Raw genomic sequence first — 20,146 nt, 5'->3', positions numbered from 1 at the left:
AAATCTGACAAAATGACACGCTAAATCCTTTGGTATCTTTTTTGTCCTAAGTACATCACAAAAATATTAAAAATTCAAATACTAAATAAACATACAATTATGACATCTGGAAAAATTAACGTTACAGTGGAGAATATATTCCCACTTATTAAAAAGTTCTTATACAGTGACCATGAAATTTTTTTAAGAGAGTTAATATCTAATGCTACTGATGCTACTTTAAAATTAAAGCATTTAACAAGTATTGGAGAAGCAAGCGTTGAGTATGGAAACCCTGTTATTGAGGTAAAAATCGACAAAGAAAACAAGAAACTTCACATTATCGACCAAGGAATTGGTATGACGAAAGAGGAAGTTGAAAAATATATCAATCAAGTTGCTTTCTCAGGTGCTGAAGAATTCCTTGAAAAATACAAAGATTCTGCTAAAGACACAGGAATCATCGGACACTTTGGTTTAGGTTTCTACTCTGCTTTTATGGTAGCTGATAAAGTTGAAATTTTAACTAAATCTTTCAAAGATGCGCCTGCTGCACATTGGACTTGTGATGGTAGTCCTGAGTACACTTTAGAGGATTGTGATAAAACGTCAAGAGGTACTGAAATTGTTTTACACATTGCTGAGGATTCTTTAGACTTCTTAGAAGAGTCTAAAATCAACGGACTTTTAACGAAGTACAACAAATTTATGCCTGTGCCAATTAAATTTGGTACACACGAAGAAGGTGAAGGTGATGATAAAGTTGTAGTAGATACAATTATCAACAACCCTAACCCAGCTTGGACTAAACAACCATCTGAATTAACGGATGAGGATTACAAAAACTTCTACCGTGAGTTATATCCAATGCAATTTGAAGAGCCGTTATTCCACATTCACTTGAATGTTGACTTCCCATTTAACTTAACTGGTATTCTTTACTTCCCTAAGTTGAGTGCTGATCTTCAAATGCAAAAAGACAAAATCCAGTTATACCAAAACCAAGTGTTTGTAACGGATAATGTAGAAGGAATCGTTCCTGAATTCTTGACAATGTTAAAAGGGGTAATTGACTCTCCAGACATTCCATTGAACGTATCAAGATCTTACTTACAAGCAGACGGAAACGTGAAAAAGATTTCTAACTACATCACACGTAAAGTAGCTGATAAGTTAAAATCTTTATTCAACGAAAACAGAGCTGACTTTGAAGCAAAATGGAACGATATTAAAATCGTTTTAGAGTACGGAATGTTATCTGAAGATAAATTCTATGAAAAAGCTGGTGCTTTTGCTCTTTACCCAACGGTAGATAACAAATACTATACTTTAGAAGAATTAAAAGAGGCTACTAAAGCAAACCAAACTGACAAGGATGGTAACTTAGTAATTCTTTATGCTTCTAATAAAGATGCACAACACAGCTATATCGCTGCTGCAAAAGATAAAGGATACGAAGTAGTGTTACTTGACTCTCCTATCGTTTCTCACTTAATCCAAAAGTTAGAAAGCGATAATGAGAAAATGACTTTTGCTCGTGTAGATGCTGACCACATCAGCAACTTAATCAAAAAAGAAGAAACAGAGATTTCTAAACTTTCTGAAGATGAGCAAAAATCATTACAAGAAATCGTAGAAAACATTGTTCCTAAAGATAAATATACAGTGAAGTTAGAAGCTATGGATAGCACAGCTGAACCATTTATCATCACGCAACCTGAGTTTATGAGAAGAATGAAAGAAATGAGCCAATCAGGTGGTGGCGGTATGTTCGGTATGGGTAACTTACCTGAAATGTACAATGTAGTTGTAAATACAAACTCTGAGTTAGCAAGTAACATTATCAACAATGCTAATGAGGAAGAAAGAACAACAAACATTAAACAAGCAATGGATTTAGCTAAGCTTTCTCAAGGTTTATTAAAAGGGGAAGAACTTACTGAATTCGTAAAAAGAAATTTCAATAAATTGAAATAAGAGTTAACGCACTTCAAATCAAAAGCCTATAGATTCATTTCTATAGGCTTTTTTTGTTAGACAATTGTCCTAATTCGCTCAAAAAATATTAAGTACCTTTGCACAGCAAAATAATAAAAGATGAAAGAACAGAATATAGTAAAAGGAGTTTTCTTAGTAGCTATTGGGGCTTCAAGTTTTGGAATGCTGGCCTCGTTTGTAAAATTAGCTTATCAACACGGATACACAACTGCTGAAGTTACCTTATCGCAAGTTGTATTAGGTTTAGTGGGAATGTTAATCATTAATATGATTCGCAAAAAACAACCTACTGATCTTAAACCTACAAAAAAAGATATCAAACAGTTAATGTTTGCTGGTACATCAATGGGGTTCACTTCTGTGTTATACTATATGGCAGTAAGTTATATCGACGCTTCAATTGCCGTAGTACTATTAATGCAATCTGTTTGGATTGGTGTTGTAATCGAAAGTGTTATTACAAAGACCTTCCCAAGTTTATTAAAAATCGTTGCTGTTTGTTTAATTTTATTCGGAACAGTCTTAGCTACTAATGTATTAGCAAACGAAATTAACTTAGACATTAGAGGGGTAATCTTTGGTTTCTTAGCTTCTTGTTCATTCGCAACTACAATGTTTGCGTCTAACGTAGTGGCAAACCACCTTCCTGCTCCTAAGCGTAGTTTATTTATGTTATGTGGTGCATTTATCATTGTGGCGATCTTCGTAATCCTTACACAAGTAGGTCCAAATAACTCTGAAGCAATGATGGGATTGTTTAACCAATTCTCTGACAATACTACTGGAATTAGAGATTTCAATTGGAATATTTTCTATACGTGGGGATTATTGTTAGCCTTGTTTGGTACGATCTTACCTCCTATCTTCTTAAATATGGGATTCCCTCATACTGGAGTAGGACTTGGAAGTATTATCTCTTCTTTAGAGCTTCCGGTTTCGGTGAGTGTTGCCTTTTTAGTATTAGGAGAGCAAGTAATCTTAATCCAATGGGTTGGAATTATCTTAATCTTAAGTGCGATCTTCTTAATGAATAGTTCACTTATCTTTAAAAGTAAAAAAGTAGAAGCTTAACCAAAAGCTCAAAACATATCAAATAGCAAAAGCCTCCTGAATAGGGAGGCTTTTTTTATATTATCTATAATAATTTTTATTATTATATTTCTTATTATCTGGAGATGTTTTTATATGTGGTGAAACATAAGTTCCGTTGCTTTTTCTATAACCATTTTGGACCTTATAAGTTCCTCCATTACTATAATTATTTTTATTATTATAATTCACTGGCTGTGAATATGAGCTAGAACTTTTTGTATATGATGTACCATACTGCTCCTTATTTGCCTTGTATCTCATATCTGGCGTTCCATTTTTCTTTCTTTGAGCCGAGGCTGTCAAAGAAAAAAACATTACTGCTAAAAGTACTAATAAATTTGTTTTCATTTTTTTGTTTAGAATTAACTACAAAATTAGCTAACCATTAAGTAGTTAAAAAATCCTTTACTCAATAAATCTCTTAACTCCCTTATTTTATTTTATTTCTTTTCTAAGATTTACAACCTATTTTTCAAGTACAATTGGCGAATATAAAACACTGTTACAAAAGATTTTATCTATCATTAAAAATATTACTATCAAATTATCTTATACTTAAATAAGGACAATCATTGACAAATGCTACTTATCCCCTGCTTAGCAAGATACATTTGCAGTGTACAAAATTACTTGTACTGCTAAATATATTACACAATGATAAAACAAACTATAGCATTAGGATTATTTGCAATGGCAACTTGTTCTTATGGACAAACACTAACAACAAACTCTGGTGCTCCTGTAGGAGATAACCAAAACTCAAAAACAATCGGAAACAACGGACAAGTGTTGTTAGAAGATATTCACTTAATTGACAAATTGGCTGCTTTTGACAGAGAGCGTATTCCTGAAAGAGTAGTACACGCAAGAGGTGCTGGAGCATTTGGAGAATTTGTAGCTGCAGCAGATTTTTCTGATGTTACAATGGCCGACTTCTTAAGTCAAGCTGGTAAAACAACACAATTAGTTGCTCGTTTCTCAACGGTAACTCACCAACAAGGTTCGCCTGAAACATATAGAGACCCGCGTGGTTTTGCTGTTAAATTTTATACTGAACAAGGAAACTACGACTTAGTAGGAAACAATTTACCTGTGTTCTTTATTCGTGACGCTATCAAATTCCCTGATATGGTTCACGCTTTTAAACCATCTCCTTTAACAAATGGGGTGTCTGACCCTAACCGTGTGTTTGACTTCTTTTCAAACTTACCTGAGTCTACACATATGCTAACTTGGTTATTCTCTGACTATGGTATTCCTGCTAACTTCCGTCAAATGGAAGGTAATGGTGTACACGCTTACAAATGGGTAAATGCAGAAGGTGAAGTAACGTATGTAAAATACAAATGGGTACCTCAACAAGAAAGAAAAAACCTAACACAAGAAGAGGCTGATAAAATTCAATCTAAAAGTGTAGAACACGCTACATTGGATTTATATAACAACATCCAAGCTGGTAACTTCCCTAAATGGGACTTATACGTTCAAATGTTGAAAAGAGAAGACTTTGATGCTTTAGATTTCAACCCAACTGACGTTACTAAAATCTGGCCTGAGTCTGTTGCAAAACTGATCAAAGTAGGTACAATGACGTTAAATCAAACACCTACTAACTATTTCCAACAAGTAGAACAAGCGGCTTTTGCTCCTTCTAACCTTGTTCCTGGTATTGAAGCGTCTGAAGATAAATTATTACAAGGTAGATTATTCTCTTATGCAGATACACAACGTCACCGTCTTACAGGTAACTTCCAACAGATTCCTGTAAACCAACCTAAAAATCAAGTGACAACGTATAACCAAAATGGGTATATGTCGTTACGTCCACAATCAGGAGATGTAAATTATCAACCATCTACAAACAAACCAGAGGTTGTTGACAATGCTAAATTCAAATACTCTAAATCTGTTTTCACTGCTAATACAAGTACTACACAACACGTAATTGACAAAGAAAACAACTTTAAACAAGCAGGTGATTTATACAATTCTTTCTCTAAACAAGATAAAGAAAACTTAATCAAAAACTTAAGCGGGGCATTAAATAGTGTTCACAATAAAGTGATTGTTAAGAAAATGATTGCATTTTTCTACCAAGCAGATAAAAACTACGGTAACTCTTTATTGAAAGCAACTAATTTAAAACTTGCGGATATTCAAGAATACATCAAATAAAACTATTTACTAACAAGGGAGCATCCCCACACTCCCTTGTTTCTTACAACAACTAAATTGCTATGAAAAAACTCATTACTACACTTCTATTTTCACTATTGTGTTTTGCTGCACAAGCGCAAGACATATTTTCTGCTGCTCGCACGAATAACGTGGCTGAAATAGAAAGTTATATCACACAAAAATCAGATATAAATCAGGCTGACGAAAGAGGAAATACTCCTTTAACATTAGCTTGTTATTACAATAATTACGACGTTGCACTTTTACTATTGCAAAATGGAGCTAATCCAAACGCACAAGATTCGTCAGGAAATAGTGCTCTAATGGGAGCTATTTTTAAAGGATACAACACAATTGTTGCCTTATTACTTGAGCAAAAAGCATCAGTTAATCAATCGAATTACAACGGAGCAACTGCTTTGATTTTTGCTGCTACTTTCGGTAAAGCCGAAGTAACAAACCTACTCCTACAAGCTGGTGCGGATAAAGAAATAAAGGATAATAGAGGTAAAACAGCCTTAGATTATGCTTTAATTCAAGAAAATAAAGAGGTAATCGCTCTTTTGCAATAAAAGTTCAGTGTCAAATATTTTCTTTTTTTGTTAGAAGTTATAGTTTACTATTTGTAAACTACTGATTTCAACCTCAATGCCCTTACAAAAATGTAAGGGCATTTTTATTTTTAGTAAAAATAAAACCTCTAAAAACAGCTATGTTTACACTATTGTTGCATATTTCCGAATGCTATAAAATGTCGCAATTCACGAATATTAGGTAAATAAAAGCCAAAATATTCGAATATTATAAATGACTTTTTTACATTTACCCTTGAGAAAAACACACAAAATCAATTTAATAAACAAACTATGCTGAAAAAAATATTTCCATTGGCATTACTTTTTACTTCGTCAATGTTTGGCCAAGTTGCAAAAGACACACTTTGGGTAGATTCTTTCGACTACAAAGTAGCTAAAAAAGAAGCGAAAGCTTTTAAACTTATCAAGCCAATCAAAGGTCAAGAGTTAAGCATCATTGAAACATTTGACGCAAAAACTAAAAAGATTCAAACGAAAGGAAAAGGTATTGTTCAAGATGATTCAAGCATACTTTATAGTGGTAATGTAGAAAACTTCTCTCCTCAAGGAAAGTTAGAAGCTACTTATGTATATGACAACAACGGTCAATTGATCAAAATAAACTCTATCAACCAATTTACAGGAGAAAAATACGAAGGTACTTTCCAAAATGGTTCACTATACAATGGTGAAGTATTCCAAAGATGGTCTAATGTATTCATCAAAATGAAAGCTGTAGATGGTCTTTTTAGAGAATATGAAATCATCAATCCTGCAAACGCTAAAAATCGCCAAGCATTTATATTTGACGAAGAAAACGTAATTACTGAAGAGCAATTCTATGATGTAAATGGTGCATTAACGTATAGTGCTTCTTACGAAAATGGTAGCCCTTATAACGGTACTGCATCTGCTATTAACTACGAGAAATTCGGTGTTAAAGAGATCAATGTTTACGAAGATGGAAACTTAGTTGGTAATAAATCTTTCTACTCAACTGGTCAGACAAAGTCTGAAGCTGTAATTAATAGCGACCAACGTGTAGAGAATTTCTTTGCTAAAAATGGACAAAAACTTGGGGAATACAAACTTACTTACTCTGATGCAGAGTATGTAGGTGAACAAGAAGGTACTATTTACTACTTCAACTACAACGGAAACGAAGATGATATTGCTTCTGCTTATCACTTTGAAAATAATACTGTTCGCAAAGTTGATGAGTATTACGTAAATACTAAAAACAACTCTCTTAAAGCTGTTACTAACTACAAAGAAGACGCTTCTATAGAGAAAACGGTTTATTATAACGAAAACGGAACTGTAAAAGGTCAGTTGACGTATGATGAATATGGTTATAATCCGTATGAAGGATTGTATGTAGAAGACAATGCAACTACACTTTATAAAGAAGGTAAAATTGTAGAGAGAACATCTTTCTATGAAAATGGAAAAGTGTTTGAAAAACGCAAAGGAGATACTACTGTTTTTTACGACAAAAAAGGAAAAGAATTAGGACGTGTTACACAAGGAATTGACCCGTATTACGAATTAGAAACGTATATGGATGGTTCTGTATATACCTTATTTGATGACGAAATTTCACAAATTACTTCATACAAAAAAGGTGAAATGACGTATTCTGCAACTTTTGATGTCGAAAACGGAAAATCAGTAATGTTATCTGAAACTTTCTATGCCTTTGGAAGCATTTCTAAAATTGTTTCTTATTACCCTACTGGTGGAAAATACAAAGTTTCGAACTACAATACGCAAGCTTTTTCTATTGAACCTGCTACAGAAACGTACTATGACAAAGCTGGTAAAGAAATTGGTGCTTACAACTTTGATACAAAAACAGGTACTTATTATGAGTTTAGCGATAAAGGAGTGATTACTCAAATTGCTAAATTCAACGCTGGAACTCCTGTTTACAGCAAAAAATATGCTCCTGTAACAAGAGATATGTTTGAAACAAATCCTAAATACTACTTACAAAGTGAGATTGACTACACTAAACAAGGTAAGTTTTATGATGTTAAAGGAAAATTAGTTTCTACTGTTACTTACAAAAATAATGCTCCTTATAACGGAACTACTTATGTAATTGACGAATATACAATGACTGAAACTGTTTATAAAAACGGACAAAAAGTTGGTGTAGAAAGCGTTTACTATTATAGCTACGATTCTGAAAACGAAGGAAACACTATTGCAAGTAAAACATATTACGAAAACGGAGAGAAAGTGAAAATTGAAGAGTTTCTTCAAGGAGAACTTCAATCTTCAGGAGAATACAAAGACGATTTATTACACGGAATGTACTTCTCTTATGACGACGAAGGTAATGAAGTTTCACGTGTACAATATAGTGAAGGTATGCCTTACCAAGGAGTCTTAACTGAGCAAACGTGGAATGCGGTTACAACAAATACTTATAGTAATGGAGAATTAAAAGAGACTATCTACAATGATCCAACAACAGGTGTAGTTTTAGCAACTGATACGTATGTTAGTACAGAAACGCTTAACCGTACTATTGCTGATGCAGAAGGAAATACTGTTTACAAATACACGCTAAAAGAAAATAACCTTGATGGTTTATGCCAATACTTTGAAAAGGGTAAAGTAAAATACAAAGCCACTTTTAAAGAGGGAATCTTACAAGAAGGAACTGTAGCAGTACAAGATTTGAATTATGCTACTGACAGTTACGCTTATGCTGAAGAAGCAAAAGATAACTTTACGGTTCTTGATTTGAAGAAAAACAAACTGAAAGTGACTATTTATAAGCAAGAGTCTAATGAGAAAATCTACGATATGGAAGTTAAAATTAAAAAAGCAGACATCAGTGTAGATCCTATCTTATCTAAAAAAATAGACCCTACTAATTTATATCCAGCAAATGAATTATTTTCAACTGCTACTTATTGGTAGAAAATAAACGAATAATTCAATTGAATTTATACAACACAGCTATCTTAGGATGGCTGTGTTTTTTTATGCCTATATCTGATTGTTTCAACTGGCAATAATGCCAACAAGATGTAAGGTATAAACCTATTTTGGTTTTTGTGCTCTCGCCTTTATGACAACAAACTACTTGTTGTTTTCCCCTTAATTATAGTTGTTTAGTGTACAAATGCTGTTTGGGGTATCACAGTAAACACAAGGCTTACGCGAGTTTTGTTTACACCATGTTCGAGACAAGTTCGACACAACGCCCACATTCGCTCGGAAACAGGGGGTGTTTTCCGAACATCTCTCGAATTTGTGTGGTGTCAGTCTCGAATAAGTTACGACTATAATTCAAGCAGTAGTTAAGTTATAACAAACGGATATTTATGTTTTACAAGGATATCAAAGAACTTAGCAAGCTTGTATTGGGGTAATAAGCAGAACAAATGTCTGTTATATCTAATGCAAAAGTAGAAATTGCCCAAACAAAGAAATTGACAAAGCGGTTATTTTGACATCATTTGCTATCATTTGCTATCAAATGACATCATATGCACTATAAACTCCGTCCCACTTTTGTACTCAATTCTCTCTAAACCCTTATCTATAAAGGGATTGAAAGGGTTTTAAATGACATTTAGTCGTAAATAAGCCGTAAATAAGTCGTAATTACCTCACCTAAAGGCCTTTTTCGCGAACGAATTACGACTTAATTACGAGGTAATTACGACTTAATACCGTATGAGATAGTGATAAGATAATCTTCTTATCATCTGCTTTTGTTTTTTATTCCGAAAGATTACAAGTAAGCTTCGTTACACATTAGCACTTGGTTTTTATTGCCGAATGCCTTTTCTATACACCCCATTCAATATGAAGAAATTATTGATTTTAATCCTGAAAATAACCTTGTAGAAGAACACGTGTGGCACAACATTTGCCCTATGGATAATGTATTAACTTTTATAGTTGTTGAAATACGATTTTATGATACTGATGCCAAAGGTGTAAAATTGTTACTCAACTCTAAAGCATACAACCTAAGTATGCTTGTTGCGATAAAGTAACCTACTTTTTATTTACAAACGAGAAAAGCCTGTAATCTTCATTATGGGCTTTTTGTTTTCTTATTGCCAGTTAGTTTATTATTGTTTATTTTTAAAAACTACTAATAGCTAACCTATTGGTGGCAACTAACCTAACCAACTATGAAAAAACTACTACACACACTTATCTTGTGTTTAGCAATTGCTCCTGCTTTTGCCCAAACACAAACCATCGATATTGATGCAGAATTACAAGGCGATTTATACAAAGCAAAATCAGAAAGCAAGCAGTTAGCTATTATCATTGCTGGTTCTGGACCTACTGATCGAAATGGAAATAGCCTCCCTTCTTTGAATGCTAATTCCTACAAACTATTAGCTGAGGGGTTACAACAAGAGGGCATTAATGTCTTTACTTTTGACAAACGCATTATCACTAAATTGAAGAACAATACCATTAAAGACTATACACACGACTTTGACGAAAATGTAAAAGACGTGAACCTCATCATTGCTCATTTTAAAAATCAATACCCTTCTATCACTTTAATCGGACATAGTGAAGGTGCGTTGATGGCAAATCTGGCTACTATTCAAAATAAAGAAGTAACACATTTTGTTTCTCTACAAGGTGCGGGAGAGTCGATAGACCAAATAATGGATTGGCAATTGATAAAACAAATGCCTTTTTTTGAAACACAGATTAAAGCGATTCACGCACAACTGAAAAGTGGTAAACCCGCTACTGATATTCCGCCAATGCTACAAGGATTGTATAATCCAGGCAATCAAGCGTATTTAATTTCGTGGATGAAATACAATCCGACAGAAGAAATTAAAAAAGTAAATGTACCCGTACTTATTGTTCAAGGAGATAAAGATTTGCAAGTGGTTACTGAACAAGGAGAACTCCTTAAAAAAGCGTTACCAACAGCAACTTTAACAACCATAAAAGGGATGAATCACGTATTGAAAACAGTAGAAAAAGACGAAGAAAACTTAGCTACTTACAGCAAACCATTGCTACCGTTACACAAAGAAATTGTACCACTTATTGCTAACTTTATTAAACAGTAAATAGATGATTCCGTTTATAGTTACCGCAGCAATATTATTTGCACTTAGCTTCATTTTAACTGTTGATAATGCCGACGGATTATTATCTGGTTATAATACGTTATCAGATGAGCGAAAAGCAAAGTATGATATCCATAAAATTGTTCCATTTATCAATAAACTGCTAAGAATTTCTGCTCTGCTTATTTTGTTAGGAGGGGCACTTTCCTTTATTCTAAATAATGGTATTATTGGATTAATCGCTCTTATCTATATTCCAGTTATTATAATAATAGGAGGCGGAATTTACAGTAGATTCAAACACACGACTGACCCATTTCGTCTGTATGAAAAAATCTTATATACAGCAATTATTGCTTTAATGATTTATCTAACTGTCACTATTCAATGGAGTGAAGTAACCTTAGAATCATTAACAACAGCTAATTAAATACGTATGATTATTTTAATAATAACATCTGTTATTTTTATTCTGTTAGGACTTATTTGTCCACAAATTAAAACGATAAATGGTTTTATAGGTTATAAAACTTATCGTGCTATGAAAAACCAACGCAATTGGGAGTTTGCACAAAAATATAGTGGTAAACTAATGCTTTATTTTGGTGCTACCTCAGCTATTTATACTGTCTTAGCCTATCTATTTCCTTTTATAAACATTGGCGAGAGTTTGTATTTTATAGTACTCACACTTTATATAGCATTCCTTATTTACAAAACAGAAACTGCTTTAAAAAAGATAGAACAAGAAGTCAGAAAACATAACACAACAAACAACTGATATACAATTATTTATATTAAATTTATTAAAATAAATAGTTGATATTCCTCTCAATACAATTACATTTGTAACATAGTTAATTTCAATATGGAAAAAAGTACTCAAATAATATTAGGAGACTATTTTGATAACTTTATCAATGTACAAATTCAAAGAGGAAAATATTCTTCTGTAAATGAAGTTGTAAAAGCAGCTATGGAATTATTTGAACAAACAGAAAGCAAAAGGGAATTATTAGACACTGCCTTAGAAAAAGGTATACAATCTGGCTTTGTAAATGATTTTAATGAGATTAAATTCTTAAAAGACCTCAATCAAAGATATACAGAAAAAGCCGCTATATAGCGGCTTTTTTATATCATTCAATCTCTATTTATAACACCAATAAGGCCATATCTCTCAAGGCTTGTGCTGGTTTTGAATACCAGAATGGTTCAAAGTCTTCATTGGTAAACTCCTCAAAACTCTTCTTCATTTCTTGATATGTCATCGTTTGTGATGCTTTTTCTTTTAGCTGTTCAACAAACTGTACAAACCAATCTCCTACTACTCTATCAACATCTACTGTTACTGTTTCTTTCTTAGTGTAAAAAATCAACTGTGCCATTTCAAATACTCTACCCTTCTTCTTTTTCTCGAAATATTCAACAAAAGGAAAAGTTCCCAACCAACATACTTTTTGATTTGGTTTAAACACAGGCAACGGCTCGTTATTCAAACAACTAAATATATAATCTGGCTGAATACTTGTACGGGGTACTTTGAAGTCAAACCACTCGTTTAATGGCCAGTCAAAACACATACCGTGCATATAGTTAAACAGCGATTTCTTTAAGCCAAATGAAAACTTATCGTGTATAGCACCACTCATTTCTTCGTGTGGTACATCGTTATTTGCAAAACTTCCTTCTTCTTGTAAAAGACTGTTTACTTTGTATTTTTCAGGATTCATACCCACTGGCGAATGGGCTGTCATTGCAAATTGATGCCAGAAACCAGACTGCATTACCCCAGCTTCAAATAGCTGACGTACCATCTCTAAACTGTCTATCGTTTCTTGAGCTGTTTGCGTTGGAAAACCATACATCAAATACGCGTGAACTAACACACCAGCTTCTGTAAAGTTTCTATTCACACGAGCTACTTGTTCTACCGTTACTCCTTTGTCAATTAATTTCAACAAACGGTCTGAGGCAACTTCTAATCCCCCTGAAACAGCAATACAACCTGATGCCTTTAGCAATAAACACAAATCACGCGTAAAGCTCTTTTCAAAGCGAATATTTGTCCACCACGTTACGGTTAACTTTCTACGCAAGATTTCTAAAGCAACTTCACGCATTAAAGCTGGTGGTGCTGCTTCGTCTACAAAGTGAAAACCTGTTTCCCCTGTTTGCTCAATCAGCGTTTGCATTCTATCAACAATCTGCTTGGCTGCAATAGGCTCGTACACCTTGATATAGTCTAAACTAATATCACAGAAAGTACATTTACCCCAATAACAACCGTGTGCCATTGTTAGTTTATTCCATCGCCCATCACTCCACATTCGGTGCATTGGATTGACAATTTCAATAACTGATATATATTCCGTCAATGGTAAATCTGAATAATCAGGTGTTCCCACTTCCGATTGTTTATAGTCGCGTTTCAATGGGTTGTTGATATAAACCACCTCATTGTCTTTAGCAACTAACGTACGCTTTAATTCCTCTTGTGCAATCTTCCCTTCTACATATAAAATCAAGTTCTCCAAAGGAGCCTCACCATCGTCTAAAGTAATGAAATCGAAAAACTCAAATACCCTTACGTCTTTTAACGAACGTAGTTCTGTATTTGGAAAACCACCGCCCATAGTAATCTTGATGTGAGGATGGTGTTTTTTAATCCACTGTGCACAGCGAAAACTACTGTATAAATTTCCTGGGAAAGGCACTGAAAACCCGACAATCTTAGGATTAGACTTGTCGATTATTTTAGACAATAGGGCAACTGTTATTTCGTCGATATACGTCAACGGTTGTTGTAACGCATTATATAGTTCGTCAAAAGAATGAGCAGAACGACCTAATCGTTCAGCATAACGACTAAAACCGAAATTACTATCAACAGTTTCTACAATTAAGTCAGAAATATCTTCTAAATAAAGCGTTGCTAAATGCTTGGCTTTATCAATAATTCCCATTGTTCCAAACGCCCATTCTAACTCCTCCAACTGCTCAAAACGAGAAGCACGAGGCAAGAAGTCCTCTTGAACAATAGTGTGAGCTAAAGTAGGATTCTTCCCTTGTAAGAAAGCAATAACAGGACCGATTGTAGCAATATAATCCTCTTCTAACGCTAAGATACGATGAGTATTAGCAGATACTTCTTCTGCGTGTTCGTGAATATAGTCAAACAATTGCTTTAACCCTTCTGTACTAAATAAGGTTAATATAACTTCTATCCCTAAATCCGATTGATAAGCCGATATGTCAAGGGTATTCAAAAATCCTTTGATATAGGCTGTTGCAGGATATGGGGTGTTAAGTTGTGTAAAAGGAGGGGTTATAAAAGTAATTGTTGTATTCACAGTGTTTCCAAATTTGGGCGCAAAGATACTACTATTCAAAATAGGAATAAAATATATTAACCCAACGTTAAAGGATACCCTACCCCGTTTTATTTTTTTAAATTAGCAAAAAATAATAACTATGCCTTTAGATAAAATCACGTTTCAAAACTCGGGCTATTTTTCAAAGTTAATGGTGGACTACCTAAATCAGGTAGATACTTTAAAACCGTTGTACAACAACTTTCCTACTTTGGAGAATTTTGGAAAACAAATAGCTGAGAAACAAAACAATTTTCCTGTTGCAAACAGACAGGTGCTTACTAAGGCGCTATTACAACAATATACTAACGTATCGGCTTCTGATAAAACTATTGCTAATATTCAGTCGTTGGCAAACGAAAACACGTTTACCATTACAACAGGACATCAGCTAAACTTATTTACAGGGCCACTATACTTCTTATATAAAATTATCTCTGTTATTAATTTGACAGAACAATTGAAAAAAGAATACCCTCAAAACAACTTTGTACCTATCTATTGGATGGCAACTGAAGACCACGATTTTGAAGAGATTAATCACTTCATTTTTGACGAAAAAGTCATCTGTTGGAACAAAGAAAGCAAAGGTCCTGTTGGGCGTTTGAGTACAGAGGGATTAGATAAAGTATTTGAAGTGTTTAAAGCTCACGTTGGTGTTGGTGCTAATGCGCAAAAAATAAAAGACTTGTTTGAGTCGGCTTATTTAAAACACAACAATCTTACAGATGCTACTCGCTATTTGGCAAATGAACTTTTTGCTGCTTATGGTTTAGTAATCGTAGATGGAGATGATGTGGAGTTAAAGAAACTTTTTATTCCTTATGTGGAGCAAGAACTGCTAAACCAAAGTGCAATTAAAGAAGTTGAAAAGAGTTTCCCTATTTTAAATGATTACTTGATACAGGTAAATCCGAGAGAGATTAACTTGTTTTACATCTTAGATGATTTGCGCGAGCGAATTGTGTTTGAAAATGATGTCTATAAAGTAAACCACACTCCTATTCAATTTACGAAAGAAGAATTGTTGGCTGAACTTTATGCTCATCCTGAACGCTTTAGTCCTAATGTGATTCTTAGACCTTTATACCAAGAGATTATTCTGCCTAACCTTTGTTATATCGGTGGTGGTGGTGAATTGGCTTATTGGTTAGAATTGAAAAAGGTATTTGAACTACACCAAATTACTTTTCCAATGTTATTACTGAGAAACTCAGTATTATTGGCTACGCAAAAGCAAGTGGATAAGATGGATAAATTAAACTTGTCGTGGAGCGATATGTTTATGAAGCAACAACCGTTGATGGATGTAAAAACGAAAGCATATTCTGAGATTGAGTTCAACTTTGACCAACAACGCCAAGTGTTAATTGATCAGTTTAAAACGTTAGAAGAAATTGCTGCAAAAACAGATAAATCATTTATTGGTGCTGTGCAGGCGCAATCTAAAAAGCAGTTGAAAGGCTTGGACAACCTTGAAAAGCGATTGATGAAAGCTGAAAAAAGAAGTCATAAAGATCAGTTGGAACGCATCGCTATGTTGCAAAATGAGTTGTTTCCAAACAACAGTTTACAAGAGAGAATTGTAAACTTCTCCGTTTATTACAAAGAATACGGTGATGATTTAATCAAAGCGTTGTTTGATAAACAACAACCGTTAGAACAAGATTTTGATATTATTACTTTATAAGATACGAAAAGGCATATTTAATTATATGCCTTTTTTTGTGTAAAAGCTATTGACCAAATTTCCCTATCTTAGTTCACAGAAAAACTAAAAGCGCAATTATGGAATTATCTTCTACTCATAGAATGAATTTACCTAAACCAGCAGAATTGCAAACATTGTGTAAAGCACTGTCTGTATTAGAAGCTATTTTTTCTCCAGAATGGGAATATAGATATTACTCGTATAACAACAAATGGAATGAAGGACAAGAGTTCTTTCAAATGAGAGACGGTGAAGGGAATGAAATGTTGATTCTTTTTACAAAAAACGGGGTTGTAATTAATGGATTTGACCACGAATTATATGATTATGAGGCTAAGTTACCTGCTAAAAGTGAGCTTACTTTAAACTTACCAGTACACTTTAATGAGTTTATTTTTGGAGAACCCGTTGCTTCAATTGGAACTACGTATTGCTTGTGGACAAATGAGCAAGAAGAATGGACCGTTGGAAATATCAAGTACAAAGACGATGGTTCTAATGACCATTTATACATTTTTGACGGAAACCCGATGACCTATATTGATTGGGTATTGTCTTATTACTTTGACGATGAATTAGACAATTTATCGAGTGAAGCTATTGAAAGTGTTTGTAACATTTACAAAGGGGGGCCTCTAACAAAAGAAATGGTATTAAGTTTAAATAGCGATTTAGAAGATTGGGAGGAACTAAAGTCAGATATTTCAAATATAGGCTACCCTATCACTTTCTAATCGGTTAAAATTAAACCGAGGTAAAGACAAAGATATATGCGTGCATATATCTTTTTTTGTATATTTAACTTTATATCAAAAAACATAAATTATGAGTTTCACAGGAAAGATGCTTCAAGATGGAGCTTTAAACGATAAAGTAATTGTAGTTACAGGAGGAGGAAGTGGCTTAGGAAAGTCTATGACTAAATACTTCTTAGAATTGGGGGCAAAAGTAGCCATCACATCAAGAGATTTAGAGAAACTACAAAATACTGCTAAGGAATTAGAAGAAGAAACAAAAGGTACTTGTTTACCTATTGCTTGTGACGTTCGTCATTATGACCAAGTAGAAAATATGTTACAAACGGTAGTGGATAAATTTGGTAAAGTAGATGTTTTATTAAACAATGCTGCTGGAAACTTCATCTCTCCTACTGAGCGTTTATCTTCTAACGCTTTTGATACAATTATCGATATTGTATTGAAAGGAACGAAAAACTGTACATTAGCTTTTGGTAAACATTGGATTGAAAAAGGCGAAAAAAACAAGGTGGTTTTAAACATTACAACTACTTATGCTTGGACAGGTTCTGGTTATGTAGTTCCATCGGCAACTGCAAAAGCAGGGGTACTTGCAATGACGCGTAGTTTAGCTGTAGAATGGGCTAAATATGGTATCCGTTCTAACGCTATTGCTCCAGGTCCATTCCCTACAAAAGGAGCTTGGGACAGATTACTTCCTGGTGATTTAAAAGATAAATTTGACGTTACTAAAAAAGTGCCATTGCGCCGTGTTGGAGAACACCAAGAATTGGCAAACTTAGCAGCTTATTTAGTATCTGACTTCTCGTCATACGTTAATGGTGAGGTTATTACGATTGACGGAGGAGAATGGCTACAAGGCGCTGGAGAGTTCAATATGCTTGAAAAAATTCCTTCTGAAATGTGGGATATGCTTGAAGCAATGACTAAAAAGAAATAAATTCAATTTTACATATATTGAATGATAAATAGATGCTATTTAATTTTTAGATAGCATCTATTTTTATAACGTGCTGAATCATAATGAATTTAGCAAAATGTTAATAAATAAGATTTCGTATACCCACAAAAAATCGTATTTTTACCACTTATAAAAATATTCTTTTGGTAAAATGGGTAAAATCATTGCTATTGCTAATCAAAAAGGTGGTGTTGGAAAAACAACTACATCTGTCAATCTTGCAGCTTCTTTAGGAGCACTTGAGAAAAAAGTCTTATTAATAGACGCAGATCCTCAGGCTAATACAACTTCTGGCTTAGGTGTAGATGTAGATGCAGTTGAAATTGGAACGTATGAAATATTAGAGCACAGCTATACTCCAGAAGAGGCTATTGTAGACTGTACAGCACCTAATGTAAGCTTGATTCCAGCGCACATTGATTTAGTTGCGATTGAAATAGAATTGGTTGACAAACCAAATCGTGAGTATATGCTTAAACAAGCATTACAATCTATAAAGGAACAATATGATTATATTATAATCGATTGTGCTCCTTCTTTAGGGCTATTAACTTTAAACGCACTTACAGCTGCGGATTCTGTTATTATTCCAATTCAATGTGAGTATTTTGCATTGGAAGGTTTAGGTAAACTATTAAACACAATTAAAAGTGTTCAAAAAATACACAACGCTAATTTAGACATCGAAGGATTGTTACTGACTATGTATGATTCTCGTTTACGATTGTCTAATCAAGTTGTAGAAGAAGTACAAAAACACTTCAACGATATGGTGTTTGACACTATTATTCAACGAAATGTAAAACTGAGTGAAGCTCCAAGTTTTGGAGAAAGTATCATAAACTATGACGCTACGAGTAGAGGAGCTACCAATTATATAAACTTGGCAGAAGAGGTTATTCGTAAAAATAGTTAATACCCAAAACGATATTTTTAGAGTATTATGGCAAAGGCGATTAAAAAACAAGCTTTAGGACGAGGTCTATCGGCTCTTTTAAAAGATCCTGAAAATGATATCAAGTCGATAGAAGATACTAATGCTGATAAAGTTATTGGAAATATTATTGAATTAGACGTTGATTCTATTGAAATTAACCCTTTTCAACCAAGAACTAATTTCAATGAGGAATCTCTTAGTGAATTAGCAACAAGTATTCACGAGCTTGGGGTAATTCAACCTATTACTGTTAGAAAAACTAACTATAATAAATATCAATTAATTTCAGGGGAACGCAGATTACGTGCTTCTAAATTAGTTGGTCTTCAAACTATTCCTGCGTATATCCGAATTGCAAACGATAATGAGTCGTTGACTATGGCATTGGTTGAAAACATCCAACGTCACGATTTAGACCCTATCGAAATTGCACTTTCTTATCAACGCTTAATGGACGAAATTGATCTTACACAAGAACAAGTTAGTGAACGTGTTGGTAAAAAAAGATCAACTATTGCAAATTACTTGAGATTGTTACGCCTTGACCCAATTATTCAAACGGGAATTAGAGATGGTTTCATCACAATGGGACACGGTCGTGCAATTATAAACATTGAGGATCTTGACGCTCAAACAGATATCTACCACAAAATTATTACAGAGAATTTGTCTGTAAGAGAAACGGAAGCTATCGTTAAGAATTATCAATTGTCGCTGAAAGGTATTCTTACTCCTGAAGTGCCAAAAACAACAAACGAATTTAAAATTCCAGAAAACTATACAAGATCTTTTGGTCAGTTTTTCGGAACTAAAGTAGACATAAAGGCTTCTGCTAATGGTAAAGGTAAAATATCAATTCCTTTCCACTCTGAAGAAGATCTAAATCGTATTATCAAACTTTTAGAAAATTAGTGAGAAGTAATCTTTTAATCTTGATGTTTCTCTTCACTGTATTCTGTAACCCCACATTTGCACAGAATAAAAAAGAGAAAAATAAATCTGTTCCTTCAATTAGTAATATTGAAGAAAAACCAATGGATCCATTAGCGCCAGCTCGTGCTGCATTCTTTGCGTCTGTTGTTCCTGGATTAGGACAGATTAACAATGGTAAATACTGGAAATTACCATTGGTTTATGCCGGAATTGGTGTACCTACTTATTTTTGGATTGATAACCAAAGACAATATACTCGCTATAGAAACGAATATAAAAACAGATTACAAGGTATTCACAATGTTGACGATCCTACTTTTGGTGGCTTAGACAACGACCGTTTGTTAGAGGCTCAAAAGTTCTATAGACGTAACCGTGATTTGTCTGTTGTAATCACTGTTGGTTTTTATATTTTAAGTATTGTTGATGCCAATGTTGATGCGCATTTAATGCAGTTTAACGTCAATGAAAACTTGACTATTAAACCTGCTTTTGAATACAATCAGATTGAAACTCCTAATCAATTCCAATACGCTATTAACGTTCAATATCGTTTTTAAAAAAAACTATTT

Annotated in this window: 17 protein-coding genes; 15 read left to right on the top strand and 2 right to left on the bottom strand. The window is 33.8% G+C overall.

Going from position 1 to position 20,146, the window contains the following annotated elements; translation table 11 throughout:
- The first annotated feature begins 99 nt into the window (after positions 1-99).
- Complete coding sequence (gene htpG, locus GQS07_RS07675) at positions 100-1,956, top strand: molecular chaperone HtpG (protein ID WP_158210299.1); 1,857 nt, start codon at positions 100-102, stop codon at positions 1,954-1,956.
- Between the two features lie 120 nt (positions 1,957-2,076).
- Positions 2,077-3,048 carry an EamA family transporter gene (locus tag GQS07_RS07670; protein WP_158210298.1) on the top strand — a complete coding sequence of 324 codons (972 nt, stop codon included), beginning with the start codon at positions 2,077-2,079 and terminating at the stop codon, positions 3,046-3,048.
- 60 nt (positions 3,049-3,108) lie between these two features.
- Here GQS07_RS07670 and GQS07_RS07665 read toward each other — a convergent pair whose 3' ends face one another.
- Entirely contained in the window at positions 3,109-3,417 is a 309-nt protein-coding gene (locus tag GQS07_RS07665; RefSeq protein WP_158210297.1) for a hypothetical protein, read from the bottom strand.
- A gap of 306 nt (positions 3,418-3,723) precedes the next feature.
- On the opposite strand from GQS07_RS07665, the gene GQS07_RS07660 reads away from it, so the two are divergent.
- The 7 genes from GQS07_RS07660 to GQS07_RS07630 all read left to right on the top strand — a co-directional run bounded on the left by GQS07_RS07660 (position 3,724) and on the right by GQS07_RS07630 (position 12,026).
- Complete coding sequence (locus GQS07_RS07660) at positions 3,724-5,244, top strand: catalase (protein WP_158210296.1); 1,521 nt, start codon at positions 3,724-3,726, stop codon at positions 5,242-5,244.
- A gap of 62 nt (positions 5,245-5,306) precedes the next feature.
- Complete coding sequence (locus GQS07_RS07655) at positions 5,307-5,819, top strand: ankyrin repeat domain-containing protein (protein ID WP_158210295.1); 513 nt, start codon at positions 5,307-5,309, stop codon at positions 5,817-5,819.
- 294 nt (positions 5,820-6,113) lie between these two features.
- Positions 6,114-8,756: a hypothetical protein gene (locus GQS07_RS07650; RefSeq protein ID WP_158210294.1), complete on the top strand. Its 2,643-nt coding sequence runs from the start codon at positions 6,114-6,116 to the stop codon at positions 8,754-8,756.
- A gap of 1,229 nt (positions 8,757-9,985) precedes the next feature.
- On the top strand, positions 9,986-10,900 hold the full coding sequence (locus tag GQS07_RS07645; protein ID WP_158210293.1) for an alpha/beta hydrolase: 915 nt from the start codon (positions 9,986-9,988) through the stop codon (positions 10,898-10,900).
- Positions 10,901-10,904: 4 nt separating this feature from the next.
- A complete protein-coding gene (locus GQS07_RS07640; protein ID WP_158210292.1) occupies positions 10,905-11,330 on the top strand; it encodes a DUF3784 domain-containing protein in 426 nt (141 codons plus the stop codon).
- 6 nt (positions 11,331-11,336) lie between these two features.
- Positions 11,337-11,681 (top strand): SdpI family protein, encoded by a 345-nt coding sequence (locus GQS07_RS07635; RefSeq protein WP_158210291.1) that lies wholly within the window; start codon positions 11,337-11,339, stop codon positions 11,679-11,681.
- A gap of 87 nt (positions 11,682-11,768) precedes the next feature.
- Positions 11,769-12,026, top strand: a complete 258-nt coding sequence (locus GQS07_RS07630) for a type II toxin-antitoxin system ParD family antitoxin (RefSeq protein WP_158210290.1) — start codon at positions 11,769-11,771, stop codon at positions 12,024-12,026.
- A gap of 28 nt (positions 12,027-12,054) precedes the next feature.
- Here GQS07_RS07630 and GQS07_RS07625 read toward each other — a convergent pair whose 3' ends face one another.
- On the bottom strand, positions 12,055-14,253 hold the full coding sequence (locus GQS07_RS07625; RefSeq protein ID WP_158210289.1) for a B12-binding domain-containing radical SAM protein: 2,199 nt from the start codon (positions 14,251-14,253) through the stop codon (positions 12,055-12,057).
- Between the two features lie 121 nt (positions 14,254-14,374).
- Between GQS07_RS07625 and bshC the strand changes: the two genes are divergently transcribed.
- From bshC to GQS07_RS07595, 6 genes are all read left to right on the top strand, one after another.
- Entirely contained in the window at positions 14,375-15,964 is a 1,590-nt protein-coding gene (bshC, locus tag GQS07_RS07620; protein WP_158210288.1) for a bacillithiol biosynthesis cysteine-adding enzyme BshC, read from the top strand.
- A gap of 98 nt (positions 15,965-16,062) precedes the next feature.
- Positions 16,063-16,719: a hypothetical protein gene (locus GQS07_RS07615; protein ID WP_158210287.1), complete on the top strand. Its 657-nt coding sequence runs from the start codon at positions 16,063-16,065 to the stop codon at positions 16,717-16,719.
- 91 nt (positions 16,720-16,810) lie between these two features.
- A complete protein-coding gene (locus tag GQS07_RS07610; protein WP_176770742.1) occupies positions 16,811-17,683 on the top strand; it encodes an SDR family oxidoreductase in 873 nt (290 codons plus the stop codon).
- Positions 17,684-17,855: 172 nt separating this feature from the next.
- On the top strand, positions 17,856-18,620 hold the full coding sequence (locus tag GQS07_RS07605; RefSeq protein ID WP_090409132.1) for a ParA family protein: 765 nt from the start codon (positions 17,856-17,858) through the stop codon (positions 18,618-18,620).
- Positions 18,621-18,647: 27 nt separating this feature from the next.
- The gene (locus GQS07_RS07600; RefSeq protein ID WP_158210286.1) at positions 18,648-19,553 is read left to right on the top strand and encodes a ParB/RepB/Spo0J family partition protein; all 906 of its coding nucleotides are present in this window, start codon (positions 18,648-18,650) and stop codon (positions 19,551-19,553) included.
- On the top strand, positions 19,553-20,134 hold the full coding sequence (locus GQS07_RS07595) for a DUF5683 domain-containing protein (RefSeq protein WP_158210285.1): 582 nt from the start codon (positions 19,553-19,555) through the stop codon (positions 20,132-20,134). The genes GQS07_RS07600 and GQS07_RS07595 overlap by 1 nt, the downstream gene beginning before the upstream one ends.
- Positions 20,135-20,146 lie beyond the last annotated feature (12 nt).

Origin of the sequence: Myroides phaeus (assembly GCF_009799805.1) — a bacterium.
Lineage (GTDB): Bacteria > Bacteroidota > Bacteroidia > Flavobacteriales > Flavobacteriaceae > Flavobacterium > Flavobacterium phaeum_A.
This window is presented reverse-complemented; position numbering and strand designations above follow the sequence as displayed.

Bases quoted from the DNA above. Each gene is read 5' to 3' on its own strand.
- GQS07_RS07610 (WP_176770742.1), top strand. From the start codon at position 16,811: ATGAGTTTCACAGGAAAGATGCTTCAAGATGGAGCTTTAAACGATAAA.
- GQS07_RS07670 (WP_158210298.1), top strand. From the start codon at position 2,077: ATGAAAGAACAGAATATAGTAAAAGGAGTTTTCTTAGTAGCTATTGGG.
- GQS07_RS07650 (WP_158210294.1), top strand. From the start codon at position 6,114: ATGCTGAAAAAAATATTTCCATTGGCATTACTTTTTACTTCGTCAATG.
- GQS07_RS07640 (WP_158210292.1), top strand. From the start codon at position 10,905: ATGATTCCGTTTATAGTTACCGCAGCAATATTATTTGCACTTAGCTTC.
- GQS07_RS07665 (WP_158210297.1), bottom strand. From the start codon at position 3,417: ATGAAAACAAATTTATTAGTACTTTTAGCAGTAATGTTTTTTTCTTTG.
- GQS07_RS07655 (WP_158210295.1), top strand. From the start codon at position 5,307: ATGAAAAAACTCATTACTACACTTCTATTTTCACTATTGTGTTTTGCT.
- GQS07_RS07635 (WP_158210291.1), top strand. From the start codon at position 11,337: ATGATTATTTTAATAATAACATCTGTTATTTTTATTCTGTTAGGACTT.
- GQS07_RS07605 (WP_090409132.1), top strand. From the start codon at position 17,856: ATGGGTAAAATCATTGCTATTGCTAATCAAAAAGGTGGTGTTGGAAAA.
- htpG (WP_158210299.1), top strand. From the start codon at position 100: ATGACATCTGGAAAAATTAACGTTACAGTGGAGAATATATTCCCACTT.
- bshC (WP_158210288.1), top strand. From the start codon at position 14,375: ATGCCTTTAGATAAAATCACGTTTCAAAACTCGGGCTATTTTTCAAAG.
- GQS07_RS07615 (WP_158210287.1), top strand. From the start codon at position 16,063: ATGGAATTATCTTCTACTCATAGAATGAATTTACCTAAACCAGCAGAA.
- GQS07_RS07600 (WP_158210286.1), top strand. From the start codon at position 18,648: ATGGCAAAGGCGATTAAAAAACAAGCTTTAGGACGAGGTCTATCGGCT.
- GQS07_RS07660 (WP_158210296.1), top strand. From the start codon at position 3,724: ATGATAAAACAAACTATAGCATTAGGATTATTTGCAATGGCAACTTGT.
- GQS07_RS07630 (WP_158210290.1), top strand. From the start codon at position 11,769: ATGGAAAAAAGTACTCAAATAATATTAGGAGACTATTTTGATAACTTT.
- GQS07_RS07645 (WP_158210293.1), top strand. From the start codon at position 9,986: ATGAAAAAACTACTACACACACTTATCTTGTGTTTAGCAATTGCTCCT.